The following is a 14561-nucleotide window of genomic DNA, read 5'->3' on the forward strand; positions in this document are numbered from 1 at the left end:
ATGATCGTGGTAAAGGGCCTGACCAAGCAGTTCAATGGCCACAGCGTGCTCAAGGGCATCGACCTGGAGATCGCCGCCGGTGAAGTGGTGGCCATCATCGGCCCCAGTGGCTCGGGCAAGACGACCTTCCTGCGCTGCCTGAACCTGCTGGAAACGCCTACCAGTGGCCAGATCCGCGTGGGCGACATCGAAATCGACGGCGCCCGCGTAGCGCAGCAACAAGGCCTGATTCGCGAATTACGCCAGCAGGTGGGTTTCGTTTTTCAGAACTTCAACCTGTTTCCCCACCGCACGGCGTTGGCGAACGTCATCGAAGGGCCGCTGGTGGTCAAGAAGATGGCCATTGCCGAAGCGACCGAACTGGGCCGCAAGCTGTTGGCCAAGGTGGGCCTGGCCGGCAAGGAAGAGGCCTACCCCAGGCGGCTCTCGGGCGGTCAGCAGCAGCGCGTGGCGATTGCTCGTGCGCTGGCCATGCAGCCGCAAGTGATCCTCTTCGACGAGCCGACCTCGGCGCTGGACCCGGAGCTGGTGGGCGAAGTGCTGGCGACCATCCGGGGGCTGGCGCAGGAAAAGCGCACCATGGTCATCGTCACCCACGAAATGCAGTTCGCTCGTGACGTGGCCAATCGCGTGGTGTTCTTCGACCAGGGGGTGATCGTGGAACAGGGACCGGCCCGCGAGCTGTTCGCCAACCCGCAGCAGGCACGGACCCGGCAGTTTCTCGACAAGTTCCTGCACCCCGAGGGCTAGCGCCGCTCAGCGCTTGCGGAACACGTAGAACAGGTTGGGTTCGCTGACCATGTACAGGTTGCCATCGTCGTCCATGGCAATGCCTTCGGGCTGCGGCACGCTCTTGCTGAGGCCCTGGCGACCCTTGCGCAGCGACATGGTGCTCAGGGGGCGGCCCTGCACGTCCAGTTCCAGTACCAGCAGCGATTCGTCCGAGAGTGCCAGCAGATGGCCGCTGCGCTCGTCGTACTGCAGGCTGGAAAGATCACGCACGAACAGTCCGGCATCGCGTCGGCGGTCCTGGGTGACCTGCACGTCCAGCGGTTTGTCGCTGACCCCGCGCGGGAAGCCCTGCACCTCGTAGATCAGCATGGGATCGCGCTCACGCGCCACGAACAGGCGCTTGCCGGTCGAGTCGTAGGCCAACCCCTCGAAACCCTTGTTGCTGCGGCCACCGAAGTTGAGGCTCAACTGCTCGGCCTGCTGGGCGTCGATGATCTGCGTGTCGTCGGTGACGTTGACCTTGATCAGACGCTGCTGGCGCTCGTCGGTGATCACGTAGACGCCGGGGCTGATGTACTCGACCGCCTCCGGGTCGCCGAACCCGACCAGCGCGATACGTCGCAGGATGGTGCCCTGCAGCGACAGCTCGATCAGTTCGGAACGCTGGTTGGTAACGGTGAACAGGGTCTTGCGCGATGGATCGAAGGTCAGTGCCGAAATATCGTCGTCCAGGCCTTCGACCACCTGCGCCTCGATATCCACCTGATAGCTGTCCAGGTCGATCGCGCCTGGCAGCGGTCCGCCGAGCCAGCGCTCGACGTTGAAACTGGCCCGCTCGATCCAGCGAAAGTGATGCAGTGCGGCGAAAGCGCAGATCAGTGCGAGCAGCGCCGCGATCAACAGCAGGTGAATCGGTCGAACGAAGAAACGCATCGCGTCGGGCTCTGAAATGAAGTGTGCGCATCAAACCATTAAATGATGAAGCCAAGCTTAAGTTTATACGGATTGATTTGTAGGAAATGTCCAAGAAATTACAGCGCCAAATGACACTGCCGAGCGGTTCAGCGCTTGCGCAATACGTAGAACAGATTCGGCTCGCTGACCAGGTAGATCGTGCCCTCGTCATCCATGGTCACACCTTCGGCGCGGGGAATCGTGTCCTTGAGGCCGTTCATGCCGCCCAGCAGGGTCATGAAGCTCCACTGCTTGCCGGTTTCGTCGTATTCCATGAGCAGGTGAGAGTCGGCCGACAGCAGCAGGCGGTGACCGGTGCGCGGATCCACTGCCAGCGCCGAGAGGTTGCGCATGTCCAGGTCGGGCGCATCGAGGCGTTGCTTCTCGCCACTGGGCTGGCCATCGCTGCCCAGCTTCAGCGAGAACAGCGCCGGTGGTCTTTCTTCGCCGAGCAGCAGGCGCTGGTTGCGCGGATCCCAGGCCAGCGCTTCGAAGGCCTTGTTCTGGTCCGCCGAAGGGCCGAGGTCGAACGGCGTGAAGTCGGCGATGTTCAGCTCGCGGGTGTCGGCGTCGACCTTGACCACGGTCAGTTGATGCTGGCGCTCGTCGATGATCGCCAGGCGCCCGTCGGCCAGTGTGGTGACGGCCTCCGGATTGCTCCAGCCGGTCAGGGGCATCTTGCGCAGCACGTCGCCCTGCAGGCTCAGCTCGACCAGATAGGGATTCTTGCCCATGACCGCGAACAAGGTCCGGGTGCCGGGGTGATAGGTGATGTCAGAGGCTTCGTCGCCTTCCATCCCCGGCAGGGCCTTGGCGTCGATCACTGCTGCATAGTCGGGCAACCAGACGCTGGCCTTGCGCTCGGTGCTGTTGTGCGTCCACTCCTGCACCCACAGCTCGGCGCGGTCGTCCCAGTGCAAGATCACCGCGACGATGTAGCCGAGCAGCAGCACCAGCAAGGTCCACAGGTACCAACGTTTGTGCAGGGGGCGGGATGAATGCAGCGCGGCGCGGACCATGAAGTACCCTTGCTGGAGACGGATTCATACGGGCACATCCGAACAATGCACCCACTTGGGTGGGGGCATTATCCAGATCGAATGTAAAAAAAAGGTGAGGCGCGGGGCGACTACTGGACGCGGCTGGTGAAGCTGCAGACACCTGGCAGTTCCAGCACGATCTCGCCGCCGATTTCGAGCGGGCCTACCCCGGCCGGCGTGCCGGTGAGGATGACATCGCCAGCCTGCAGCGAAAAACACCCGGCCATGTACTGGATCATCGGCACGATGGGGTTGAGCATCAGGTTGCTGTTGCCGTCCTGGCGCACGTTGCCGTCGATGGTCAGACGTATCGGGATGTCGGTGAGGTCGGGAAAGCTGTCGGCCGACACGAACGGTGCGATCACCGCCGCGCCGTCGAACGACTTGGCGATTTCCCACGGCAGGCCTTTCTCGCGCAGGCGCGCCTGGACGTCGCGCAGGGTCAGGTCCAGCGCCGGGGCGAAGCCGGAGATGGCATCGATGACCTCTTCGGCACTGGGCCGGGTGCTCAGGGATTTGCCCAGCAGCACTGCGATTTCGGCCTCATAGTGCACCGCACCGCGATCGGTCGGAATGGTGAAGGTTTCCTGCAACGGCACCACGCAGCTGCTCGGCTTGATGAACAACAGCGGCTCGGTCGGAATCGGGTTGTCCAGCTCCTTGGCATGCTCGGCGTAGTTGCGGCCGATGCACACCACTTTGCCCAGCGGGAAGTGGATACGGGTACCGTCGATGTACTGGTGCTGGTAGCTCATTGCTCGAACCTCTGCTCAGATGAACGTATCAAATGGAAAAGATCTTGCCCGGGTTCATGACCCCATTGGGGTCGAACACGGCCTTCATGGCTTTCATGTACTGGATTTCGACCGGCGAGCGGCTGTACTGCAGATAATCGCGCTTGACCATGCCCACCCCATGTTCGGCGGAGATGGAGCCGTTGTACCTGCGCACGGTTTCGAAGACTTCGGTATTGACCAGCGCGCACTCGGCGAAGAATGCATCCTTGTCCATGTGCTCGGGCTTGAGGATGTTCAGGTGCAGATTGCCGTCGCCGATGTGGCCGTACCAGAGTACGTCGAATGCCGGATAGCGTTCGCTGACGATGGCGTCGATCTCGCGCAGGAATGCCGGCACCTTGGAAATGGTCACCGAGATGTCGTTCTTGTACGGCACCCAATGGGAGATGGTTTCGGAGATGTACTCGCGCAGCTTCCACAGGTTGCGCAGTTGCTGTTCGCTCTGGCTCATCACGCCATCGAGTACCCAGCCCTGCTCCACGCAGTGTTCGAAGGTGGCCAGCGCGGTGTCGGCGATGTCGTCGGTGGTGGCTTCGAATTCCAGCAGGGCGTAGAACGGGCAGGCCGTTTCGAACGGCGCCGGCACGTCGCCGCGACCCAGCACCTTGGCCAGCGCCTTGTCGGAGAAGAACTCGAACGCCGTGAGGTCGAGCTTGCCCTGGAACGCATGCAGCACCGGCATGATCGCATCGAAGTCGGCGGTGCCGAGCACCATCGCGGTGAGGTTCTTCGGCGCACGGTCCAGGCGCATGGTGGCCTCGACGATGAAGCCGAGGGTACCTTCGGCGCCGATGAACAACTGACGCAGGTCGTAGCCGGTGGCGTTCTTGACCAGGTCCTTGTTGAGCTCCAGTACATCGCCCTGGCCGGTAACCACTTTGAGGCCCGCTACCCAGTTGCGCGTCATGCCGTAGCGGATGACCTTGATGCCACCAGCATTGGTGCCGATGTTGCCGCCGATCTGGCTGGAACCCGAAGAGGCGAAATCCACCGGGTAGTACAGGCCGTTTTCCTCGGCCAGATTCTGCAGTTGCTTGGTGATGACGCCTGGCTGGCACACCACGGTGCGGTCGGTCGCGTTGAACTCGAGCACCTTGTTCATGTAGTCGAACGACACCACCACCTCGCCGTTGGCCGCTACCGCCGCAGCGGACAGCCCGGTGCGCCCGCCCGAAGGGACCAGCGCCACCTTGCGCTCATTGGCCCAGCGCACGATGGCCTGAACCTGCTCGGTGGTCTTGGGAAAGGCGATGGCGCTGGGTGCCGGGGCGTACTGTTTGGTCCAGTCCCGGCCGTAGGTGTCGAGGGAAGCGGCATCGGTGAGGACCTTGCCAGGCTCGAGCAGGGTCTTGAGTTCATCGATCAGGGCATGGCTGTTCATGGACGCGACTCTGCAAGTGAAGGATTCACGAATCGAGCGATTCGCGGCCCGTTGAACCTCGAACCATTCATAGTCACCCTGAGAACGGCTCATGACCCAGGATGGGCGTACGACAGGGAGGCTATGCTAGCATACGCACCCCGCCAATCGAGCCCTGGCCCGGTGCGCGCCGCTTCACTTCCTGCCATTTTTTTCGGGACACAGGTTTACGCAGATGAGCAAGACTTCCCTCGACAAGAGCAAGATCAAGTTCCTTCTTCTCGAAGGCGTCCACCAATCCGCTGTGGACGTCCTCAAGGCTGCCGGCTACACCAGCATCGAGTACCACACCAAGTCGCTGCCCGAAGCCGAGCTCAAGGAAAAGATCGCCGACGCCCACTTCATCGGCATTCGCTCGCGCACCCAGCTGACCGAAGAGCTGTTCGACTGCGCGAAGAAACTGGTCGCCGTGGGCTGCTTCTGCATCGGCACCAACCAGGTCGACTTGGCCGCTGCGCGCGAACGCGGTATCGCGGTGTTCAACGCCCCGTATTCCAACACCCGCTCGGTGGCCGAACTGGTGCTGGCCGAAGCCATTCTGCTGTTGCGCGGCATCCCCGAGAAGAATGCTTCCTGCCACCGTGGCGGCTGGATCAAGAGCGCGGCGAACTCCTTCGAGATCCGTGGCAAGAAACTGGGCATCGTCGGCTATGGCTCGATCGGCACCCAGCTCTCGGTCCTGGCCGAAGGCCTGGGCATGCAGGTGTATTTCTACGACACCGTGACCAAGCTGCCACTGGGCAACGCCACTCAGGTCGGCAGCCTGACCGACCTGCTGGGCATGAGCGACATTGTCACCCTGCACGTGCCTGAAACCGCTGCCACCCAGTGGATGATCGGCGAGAAGGAAATCCGCGCCATCAAGAAGGGCGGCATCCTCATCAACGCCGCGCGCGGCACCGTGGTCGAGCTCGACGCACTGGCCCAGGCGATCAAGGACAAGCACCTGATCGGCGCGGCCATCGACGTGTTCCCGGTCGAGCCACGCTCCAACGACGACATCTTCGAAAGCCCGCTGCGTGGCCTGGACAACGTCATCCTGACCCCGCACATCGGTGGCTCCACTGCCGAGGCGCAGGCCAACATCGGCCTGGAAGTGGCCGAGAAACTGGTCAAGTACAGCGACAACGGTACGTCGGTGTCGTCGGTCAACTTCCCGGAAGTGGCTTTGCCGGCGCACCCTGGCAAGCACCGTCTGCTGCACATCCACGAGAACGTGCCGGGCGTGATGATGGAGATCAACAAGGTCTTTGCCGAGAACGCCATCAACATCTCCGGCCAGTTCCTGCAGACCAACGAAAAGGTCGGCTATGTGGTGATCGACGTCGACGCCGAATACTCGGATCTGGCGCAGGAAAAGCTGCAACAGGTCACCGGAACCATTCGCTGCCGCGTATTGTTCTGATAGCGGCCGGATTGCGGTGTGCCTGGCACACCGCGTCGCCTGGTTCGCGGCTGCTAGCCGCTCCTACAGTCAACCCAGATCCCCTGTAGGAGCGGCTAGTAGCCGCGAACCAGGCGACGCGGTGTATCAGAACGGCTCGTTGCCCCGACGGCGGAACCAGCCGGTCAGCGACAGCCGATTGCGCTGCGCCGGCATCACTTCGTGCGGCACCTCTCCGGAAAGAAACACCACCAGCGTGCCACCGATCGGCTGCACGTCCAACGCCGTGTCGCGGCGCAGGTACATGCGCAGCTGCCCCCCATCCTCTTCGCTCCAGTCGGCATCGTTCAGATACAGCACCGCCGACACCATGCGCCGGTCATCGTCGCGAAAGCGGTCCAGGTGACGCAGGTACACACTCCCCGGCGGGTACAGGGCAAAGTGGCACTCGAAGTCTTCCAGGCCCAGAAACAGACCTCTATTAAGCGCCTCGCGCAGGCTGTCCATGATCTGCATGTAGGCGTCGCACGGCACGGCTTCGCCCGGCTCGATCCACTGGATGCGGTCACCGCGAATGCCTTCGCGGATCTCCTGGGATGGACCACGGCCGACAGCCGCCGGCGCCAGTTCGCCTTGGGCATGGCGGGTACGGCACTCGGCCGCCAGCGCCACGGTCAAAGACTGGGGTACGAAGAGTTCCTGCTGCGACCAGCCGTGTTCGGCCAGGTCGTCGACGATGCGCAGCAACAGCGGGTGATCAGAAGGTATTTGCATGCCCGGCATAGTATCCATACGCCTGCAAAACCGACAGGGGCTTGCACGGCGTCGATGCACACAGACGCAGCGTGCATGGCACTTCTCGACAAAGCCAGGCAATGCCACGGACAATGCCCCCTTGCCGACAGGAGTCCCTATGCGCCGCGTCCTTGTGTTCTTGATGATGTTCAGTACGACGCCCGCCTGGGCCGACGACCACGACCTGCTGTACAAGGCCGCTGGCTGGCCTGAACAAAGGGCGCATTTCAGCGACGCCCTCAAGGCGGCCCAGCAGCGCTACCAGAGCAGCTTGCCTCCGGCGGTTTTCCGGGCGCTGGTGAGCAACAGCGACCAACGCTTCGCGGCGCAGGCCATGGACCAGCGCGCCGAAGCGCGACTGCGCCAGGGGTTGGCCGATCCCAAACCTGCCCTCGCCTTCTTCGAGTCGGCCCTGGGCCGCAAGATCGTCGCCGCCGAGCTGCTGGCCACCCGCAGCGATCAGCTGGCCAAGAACGCCCAGGGCCTGCCGAAACTGCAGGTCGAGTCCACCCGTGCGCTGTTGATCGGCCATCTGGCGCAGGCACTGCCGGCGCGCCAGGCTGGCGCAGAGGTGAGCCTGGCCATCGCCGGGGTGGCCGCCGACAGTCTCAGCTCGATGATTCCCGGTCTGTTGGGGGGCGGCCAGGCTGCGGGGCTGCTCGATGGCCAGCGTGAGCGGCTGCAGCAGCAGATCGCCATCGACCTGAACAATACGCTGCTGTACGTGTACCGCGAATTGTCCGATCCGGAACTGGAGGAGTTCGTCGGCTTCGCCGAGTCTGCCGCGGGCCAGGCTTATTATCAGGCGGCTCTGCAAGCCGTACGCGCTGGCCTGGCGGTTGGGCAGACACCGGGCAAGCCAGGAAACTGAGGGGCGCCGTTCGCGGCCGCTGACCGCTCCCACAGAGGCCTGCACCATCCCGTAGCAGCGGCCAGCGGCCGCGAAAAGAACACCGCAACCCATCTGACCCACCGCAACATCACCCCTCTCCCGTAGGAGCGGTCAGCGGCCGCGAAGCAGACGACCCGGTTACAGATTCTGCTCGAAAAACCCGAAACACTTCGCCCGAATCGCTGGCAGCTCATTGACCAGATGATGCCGGGCCCCCGCCACCTGCAATACCCGCACTTCGGCGAACTTTGCGCGCAGTACCTTGAGGTTGTGCCGCCAATCCACGGTGTCGTCATCCTCGCCCTGCACGACCACCACCGTCCGCGGACTGCACGGCGCGGCCTCGATGTGCTGTACCCACTGCACCAACGCCCCCACCCACGCTGTCGGCAGACGCAAGGGCTGCAGCGGATCCGCCTGCAGGAACGGCATGAAGTCCGGGTCGTTGGTATTGGCGCTGAAACGCCTGGCAATGCCGTTGACGAACGGCTTGAGCACGCGGTAGCTGAGTTTGGACAACCCCCATGCGCTGGGTCGTACCAGCGGCGCCATCAGCAGCACCTGCCCCTGGGCCGCAGACTGCGCGCCCTGGTGCAGCAGATGGTCGACGATGATCGCGCCACCGGTGCTCTGCCCCAGCAGGTGCCAGGGCTGCGGTAGCTGCAGGGTGCGTGCCTCGGCGAACAGGCCATCGAGCGTGGCCTGATAATCGGCAAAGCTGTGAATGCTGGCTCGCTCGCCGCTGGACAGGCCATGGCCCGGCAGGTCGCAGGAAATGACCGCGAAACCACGCGCCAAGGCCCACTGCACAGCGTGCCGGTACAACCCCATGTGATCGTAGAAACCGTGCATGACGAAGAGCGTGGCAACAGGCCGTTGCGGTATCCACACCTGAGCGACGAGGTCGAAGCCTGCTGCCTTGAAACGACCCAGCCAGCTTTGTACCGGCAGGTCTAGCTTATAGAAGCGCTGGTAGGCCTGAGCCTCATTGGACAGCGGCTGTCGGGTGCTCAAGGGTGGCAGGGAATTACGCAGGGAGTCGGGATGGAATGCAGAGGGCATGGATGATTGTTCCAAGGCAATACGTGTGTTGACCAGGCCGGCCTCTTCGCGGGCAGAGACCCGCAAGGGCGCTGGAGATCCAGCGCCCTGCCCTCATCAAACCGACACTGCCGGCCGCTGAGTCTTGGGCTGTTGCCAGGAGTTTGCGGCGCTTTCCTCGATAGCTTGTTGGATCGCCTTGCGACGACGCTCTTCGGCCCGACGGCCGAAATACCACACCAGAAACGTCACCAACGAAACAGCCAGCAGAATCAGGCTGGCCACGGCGTTGATCTCAGGCTTCACGCCCAGGCGAACCGCCGAAAACACTTCCATCGGCAGGGTCGTGGAACCCGGCCCGGAGACGAAGCTGGCCAGCACCAGATCATCCAGCGACAGCGCGAAGGACATCATCCCACCGGCCGCCAGCGATGGCGCGATCATGGGAATGGTGATCAGGAAGAACACCTTCCAGGGCCGCGCGCCCAAATCCATGGCGGCTTCTTCGATCGACAGGTCCAGCTCGCGCAATCGCGATGACACCACCACCGCCACGTACGAGGCGCAGAAGGTGGTGTGGGCGATCCAGATCGTGGCGATGCCACGCTCCTGCGGCCAGCCGATCACCTGGGCCATGGCCACGAACAGCAGCAGCAGCGACAGGCCGGTGATCACTTCGGGCATCACCAGTGGCGCTGTCACCAGGCCGCCGAACATGGTGCGCCCCTTGAAGCGACTGATGCGCGTCAGCACGAACGCCGCCATGGTCCCCAGGGCTACGGCCGTCACTGCCGTGTAGCAGGCGATTTCCAGCGAGCGCATCACCGCGCCCATCAGCTGGGAGTTGTCCAGCAGGCCCACGTACCACTGCACCGACCAGCCGCCCCACACCGTCACCAGCCGCGAAGCATTGAAGGAGTAGATCACCAGGATCAGCATCGGCGCGTAGATGAACACCAGCCCCAGCACCAGGATCAGTTTGGAGAACCCGAAACGCTTCATGCCTTGCCCTCCAGTTCTTTGGCCTGGCTGCGGTTGAACAGCACGATGGGCACGATCAGAATCGCCAGCATCAACACGGCCAATGCCGAGGCAACGGGCCAGTCACGGTTGTTGAAGAATTCCTGCCACAACACGCGGCCGATCATCAGGGTTTCCGGGCCACCCAGCAGCTCGGGAATCACGAACTCGCCGACCACTGGAATGAACACCAGCATGCAGCCGGCGATGATGCCGTTCTTCGACAGCGGCACGGTGATCTTCCAGAAACTGTTGAAGGTGCTCGAGCCCAGGTCGGAGGCGGCCTCCAGCAAGCTGTTGTCATGCTTCACCAGATTGGCGAACAGCGGCAGGATCATGAACGGCAGGTACGCATAGACCACGCCGATGTACACCGCCAGGTTGGTGTTGAGAATCTGCAGCGGTTGGTCGATCAGCCCCAGCCACATCAGGAAGGCATTGAGCAGGCCGTTGTTGCTCAGGATGCCCATCCAGGCATACACGCGGATCAGGATCGCCGTCCAGGTCGGCATCATGATCAGCAGCAGGAGCACGGTCTGCAGGTCCTTGCGTGCCTTGCTGATGGCATAGGCCATGGGATAGCCGAGCAGCAGGCAGATCAGGGTGCTGAAGAAGGCCATCTTCAACGAGCCCAGGTAGGCAGAGATGTACAGGTCGTCTTCGGTGAGCAGCGCGTAGTTGGCGAAATTGAGGATCAACTCGAACTTCTGTTCGGCGTAGCTCCAGATTTCGGTGTACGGCGGGATCGCCACGTCGGCTTCTGCGAAGCTGATCTTGAGCACGATGAAGAACGGCAGCATGAAGAACAGGAACAGCCAGAGGAACGGTACGCCGATGACCATCTGGCGACCGTTGGGGATGATCCTCTTGAGCTTGCGTTTGATCTTGCGCAGCTTCATGAGCGCAGTACCACGCCGCTGTCGTCTTCCCACCAGACGAACACTTCGTCGTCCCAGGTCGGTCGGGCACCACGGCGCTCGGCGTTGGCCACAAACGACTGCACCAGCTTGCCGCACGGCAACTGCACGTGGAACACCGAATGGCCGCCCAGGTAGGCGATGTCATGGACCTTGCCGCGCGACCAGTTGTGTTCGCTGTCGGGCTGCTGGGTGGTCACCAGCATCTTTTCCGGGCGAATGGCGTAGGTCACGTTCTTGTCTTCGGCGGCGGTACTCACGCCATGCCCGACGTAGATGCTGCGCTCCAGCTCCGGGCTGCTGATCAGTGCGTAGCCTTCCATGTCCTCGACCACCTGGCCTTCGAACAGGTTGACGTTGCCGATGAACTCGCACACCAGGCGGCTGGTGGGGGTTTCATAGATGTCGATCGGGCTGCCGATCTGCGCGATCCAGCCCAGGTGCATGATGGCGATGCGCTGGGCCATGGTCATGGCCTCTTCCTGGTCGTGGGTCACCATCACGCAGGTCACGCCGACCCGCTCGATGATCTCCACCAGTTCCAGTTGCATCTGCGAGCGCAGCTTCTTGTCCAGCGCGCCCATCGGCTCGTCGAGCAGCAACAGCTTGGGCTTTTTCGCCAACGAGCGTGCGAGCGCGACGCGCTGACGCTGGCCACCGGACAACTGGTGCGGCTTGCGCTTGCCGTACTGGGTCATCTGCACCAGCTTGAGCATTTCCGCCACCCGCGCGTCGATCTCGGCCGCCGGCAGTTTGTCCTGCTTGAGGCCGAAGGCGATGTTCTGCGCCACCGTCATGTGCGGAAACAACGCGTAGGACTGGAACATCATGTTGATCGGCCGCTCGTAGGGCGGCATATCGGTGATGTCCACGCCGTCGAGAAAGATGCGTCCCTCGGTCGGCCGTTCGAAGCCGGCCAGCATGCGCAGCAGGGTGGACTTGCCGGAACCGGACCCGCCCAGCAGGGCGAAGATCTCACCCTGGTTGATTTCCAGCGACACGTCGTCCACGGCCACCGTTTCGTCGAATTTCTTCGTTACCTTTTCGATCCGGACCAGCACCTTTTTCGGTTGCTGGCTGCCTTCGAGGGCTTTTTTGTAGGCGCTGGAGGCAACAGCCATTCACGAAACTCCCAAACTTGAGTGGGGGCGGCTCTGGATCGGGCCGCCCCGAGTATTTATTTGCCCGACTTGACCTTGGTCCAGCTGCGGGTCATCAAACGCTGTACCTTGGGCGGCAGCTCGACGTTGACGTAGAGCTTGTCCTGGATGGCCTGTGGCGGATAGACCGCCTCGTCGTTGCGTACGTCCTGATCCATGAAGTCGCCGGACTTGAGATTGGGGTTGGCATAGCCGACATAGTCGCTGACCTTGGCAATCACTTCAGGTTTCAACAGGTAGTCGATGAATGCCAGGCCCTGCTTGGCATCCGGCGCATCGGCGGGGATGGCCAGCATGTCGAACCACAGGTTGCCGCCTTCCTTGGGAATCGAGTAGGCCAGCTTGATGCCCTTGCCGGCTTCCTCGGCGCGTGCCTTGGCCTGGAATATGTCGCCGGAATAACCCACGGCCACACAGATGTTGCCATTGGCCAGGTCGCTGATGTACTTGGAGGAATGGAAGTAGGTCACGTACGGCCGGACCTTGAGCAGCTTGGCCTCGGCCTGCTTGTAGAGCTTCTCGTCGGTGGTGTTGGGGTCCAGGCCCATGTAGTTGAGCACGGCCGGGAACATCTCGTCGGGCGAGTCGAGGAAGGCGACGCCGCACTTGGACAGTTTCTTGATGTTTTCGGGCTCGAACACCATGGCCCAGGAGTCGATCTTGTCGACGCCCAGCACGGCCTTGATCTTTTCCACGTTGTAACCGATGCCGTTGGTGCCCCACAGATAGGGCACGGCGTACTGGTTACCCGGATCGTTCTTTTCCAGGCGCTTGAGCAGCACCGGATCGAGGTTGGAATAGTTGCTCAGCTGGGCCTTGTCCAGTTTCTGGAAAGCCCCGGCCTTGATCTGTTTGCCCAGGAAGTGGTTTGACGGCACCACCACGTCATAGCCGGTATGGCCGGCCAGCAACTTGCCTTCCAGGGTTTCATTGGAGTCGAAGACGTCGTAGATCGGCTTGATCCCGGTGGCGGCTTCGAAATCCGCCAGAGTGCTTTCGCCGATGTAGTCGGACCAGTTGTAGATGTGCACGGTGCCTGCCGCATGGGCGTTGAGCGCCAGGGTCAGACCCGCACCGATCAGCATGGCCTTGCGAAACAAAGAGTGTGACAAGTGGAGGTCCTCTCAAGCGTTTGTTCTATAAGACAAACCGGCGCGCAACTTACAGCCCATGCGCGCGCGCCGCAATTGCTGATTCACCTGGCCCGAGATCGCGGTGCGCCCTTCGCGGCCACGGACCGCTCCCACGGGGTATTTGTGGGAGCGGTCATCGGCCGCGAAGGACGCATCGCAGTCCACCGCCTGGCTTACTTGCCCGACTTAATCTTGGTCCAGCTGCGCGTCATGATGCGCTGCGTCGCCGCCGGCAGGTCGGCAATGGCATACAGCTTGGCCTGCACGTCGGCCGGCGGGTAGATGCCCGGATCGCCGCTGATGGCTTTATCCACCAATGCTGTTGCAGCCTGGTTACCGTTGGGGAACTGCACGCTGTTGGTGATCTCGGCCATGACTTCCGGTTTCATCAGGAAGGTCATGAACTTGTACGCACCCTCGACGTTCTCGGCATCCTTGGGAATGGCGACCATGTCGAAGAAGCTGCCAGCGCCTTCCTTGGGAATGTTGTAGCTGACCTTGACCTTGCCACCGGCCTCTTCGGCGCGCGACTTGGCCTGGTAGATGTCACCCGAATAACCCACGGCTACGCAGATGTTGCCGTTGGCCAGGTCGGAGATGTACTTGGAGGAATGGAAGTAACCGATCGATGGACGCACCTTGAGGAACAGCGCTTCGGCCTCGGCCAGCTGCTTCTTGTCCTGGGAATCGGTAGGGTAGCCCAGGTAATGCAGCGCGATCGGCAGCATTTCGGTTGGCGAGTCGAGGAAGCTGATACCGCACGACTTCAGCTTGGCCGCGTTTTCCGGCTTGAACAGCAGGTCCCAGCTGTTGGTCGGTGCGTCGGCGCCCAGCGCAGCCTTGACCTTGTCGGCGTTGAAGCCGATGCCGATCGAGCCCCACATGTACGGGAAAGCATGCTTGTTGTCAGGGTCGCTCACCGAGACCGCCTTGAGCAGCGATTCGTTGAGGTTGTTCCAGTTCGGCAGTTTCGAGCGGTCCAGTTCCTGGTACACGCCGGCCTTGATCTGCTTCGCCAGGAAGTTGTTGGAAGGCACGACGATATCGTAGCCGGACTTGCCGGCCAGCAGTTTGGCTTCCAGGGTTTCGTTGCTGTCGAATACGTCGTAGACGACCTTGATCCCCGACTCCGCCTCGAATTGCTTGATCGTGTCAGGCGCGATGTAGTCCGACCAGTTGTACACGTGCAGAACCTTGTCGTCCGCCTGCGCAGCACCGGCCATCGCCCCCATCAGGGCCACGGCGAGGAGGGTCTTGCCAAATATCTTCATGCGTT

General features: G+C 62.2%; 14 protein-coding genes. 3 read left to right on the forward strand and 11 right to left on the reverse strand.

What is annotated here, in order from left to right:
- Entirely contained in the window at positions 1 to 750 is a 750-nt protein-coding gene (tcyN, locus tag IFT57_RS20455) for an L-cystine ABC transporter ATP-binding protein TcyN (RefSeq protein WP_192152497.1), read from the forward strand.
- Positions 751 to 756: 6 nt separating this feature from the next.
- On the opposite strand, the gene IFT57_RS20460 is transcribed toward tcyN, so the two are convergent.
- From IFT57_RS20460 to IFT57_RS20475, 4 genes are all read right to left on the reverse strand, one after another.
- Positions 757 to 1665, reverse strand: coding sequence for an SdiA-regulated domain-containing protein (locus tag IFT57_RS20460; protein ID WP_122796205.1), 909 nt, complete (start codon positions 1663 to 1665; stop codon positions 757 to 759).
- 128 nt (positions 1666 to 1793) lie between these two features.
- The gene (locus IFT57_RS20465) at positions 1794 to 2705 is read right to left on the reverse strand and encodes an SdiA-regulated domain-containing protein (protein WP_192152498.1); all 912 of its coding nucleotides are present in this window, start codon (positions 2703 to 2705) and stop codon (positions 1794 to 1796) included.
- 110 nt (positions 2706 to 2815) lie between these two features.
- The gene (locus IFT57_RS20470; protein ID WP_192152500.1) at positions 2816 to 3481 is read right to left on the reverse strand and encodes a fumarylacetoacetate hydrolase family protein; all 666 of its coding nucleotides are present in this window, start codon (positions 3479 to 3481) and stop codon (positions 2816 to 2818) included.
- 28 nt (positions 3482 to 3509) lie between these two features.
- Positions 3510 to 4904 carry an FAD-binding oxidoreductase gene (locus tag IFT57_RS20475; RefSeq protein ID WP_122796202.1) on the reverse strand — a complete coding sequence of 465 codons (1395 nt, stop codon included), beginning with the start codon at positions 4902 to 4904 and terminating at the stop codon, positions 3510 to 3512.
- Positions 4905 to 5118: 214 nt separating this feature from the next.
- Between IFT57_RS20475 and serA the strand changes: the two genes are divergently transcribed.
- Positions 5119 to 6348 (forward strand): phosphoglycerate dehydrogenase, encoded by a 1230-nt coding sequence (serA, locus tag IFT57_RS20480; protein ID WP_122715955.1) that lies wholly within the window; start codon positions 5119 to 5121, stop codon positions 6346 to 6348.
- A gap of 126 nt (positions 6349 to 6474) precedes the next feature.
- On the opposite strand, the gene IFT57_RS20485 is transcribed toward serA, so the two are convergent.
- Positions 6475 to 7110, reverse strand: coding sequence for a 2OG-Fe(II) oxygenase (locus IFT57_RS20485; RefSeq protein ID WP_192152502.1), 636 nt, complete (start codon positions 7108 to 7110; stop codon positions 6475 to 6477).
- 130 nt (positions 7111 to 7240) lie between these two features.
- Between IFT57_RS20485 and IFT57_RS20490 the strand changes: the two genes are divergently transcribed.
- A complete protein-coding gene (locus IFT57_RS20490) occupies positions 7241 to 7993 on the forward strand; it encodes a DUF2059 domain-containing protein (RefSeq protein WP_192152503.1) in 753 nt (250 codons plus the stop codon).
- Between the two features lie 159 nt (positions 7994 to 8152).
- Here the strand turns inward: IFT57_RS20490 and IFT57_RS20495 are convergent, their stop codons facing one another.
- From IFT57_RS20495 to IFT57_RS20520, 6 genes are all read right to left on the reverse strand, one after another.
- Positions 8153 to 9076, reverse strand: a complete 924-nt coding sequence (locus tag IFT57_RS20495) for an alpha/beta hydrolase (RefSeq protein WP_192152505.1) — start codon at positions 9074 to 9076, stop codon at positions 8153 to 8155.
- 96 nt (positions 9077 to 9172) lie between these two features.
- Positions 9173 to 10057, reverse strand: coding sequence for an ABC transporter permease subunit (locus IFT57_RS20500; RefSeq protein WP_192050058.1), 885 nt, complete (start codon positions 10055 to 10057; stop codon positions 9173 to 9175).
- Positions 10054 to 10935, reverse strand: coding sequence for an ABC transporter permease subunit (locus IFT57_RS20505; protein WP_185794802.1), 882 nt, complete (start codon positions 10933 to 10935; stop codon positions 10054 to 10056). Before IFT57_RS20505 ends, IFT57_RS20500 begins: the two co-directional genes overlap by 4 nt.
- Positions 10936 to 10970: 35 nt before the next feature.
- A complete protein-coding gene (gene potA, locus IFT57_RS20510; RefSeq protein ID WP_122479869.1) occupies positions 10971 to 12113 on the reverse strand; it encodes a polyamine ABC transporter ATP-binding protein in 1143 nt (380 codons plus the stop codon).
- Between the two features lie 56 nt (positions 12114 to 12169).
- Positions 12170 to 13264, reverse strand: coding sequence for a polyamine ABC transporter substrate-binding protein (locus IFT57_RS20515; RefSeq protein WP_122715962.1), 1095 nt, complete (start codon positions 13262 to 13264; stop codon positions 12170 to 12172).
- Between the two features lie 194 nt (positions 13265 to 13458).
- Positions 13459 to 14556, reverse strand: coding sequence for a polyamine ABC transporter substrate-binding protein (locus IFT57_RS20520; protein WP_122715963.1), 1098 nt, complete (start codon positions 14554 to 14556; stop codon positions 13459 to 13461).
- Positions 14557 to 14561 lie beyond the last annotated feature (5 nt).

This window comes from Pseudomonas sp. CFBP 13719 (genome assembly GCF_014842095.1).
Classification (GTDB): Bacteria; Pseudomonadota; Gammaproteobacteria; order Pseudomonadales; family Pseudomonadaceae; genus Aquipseudomonas.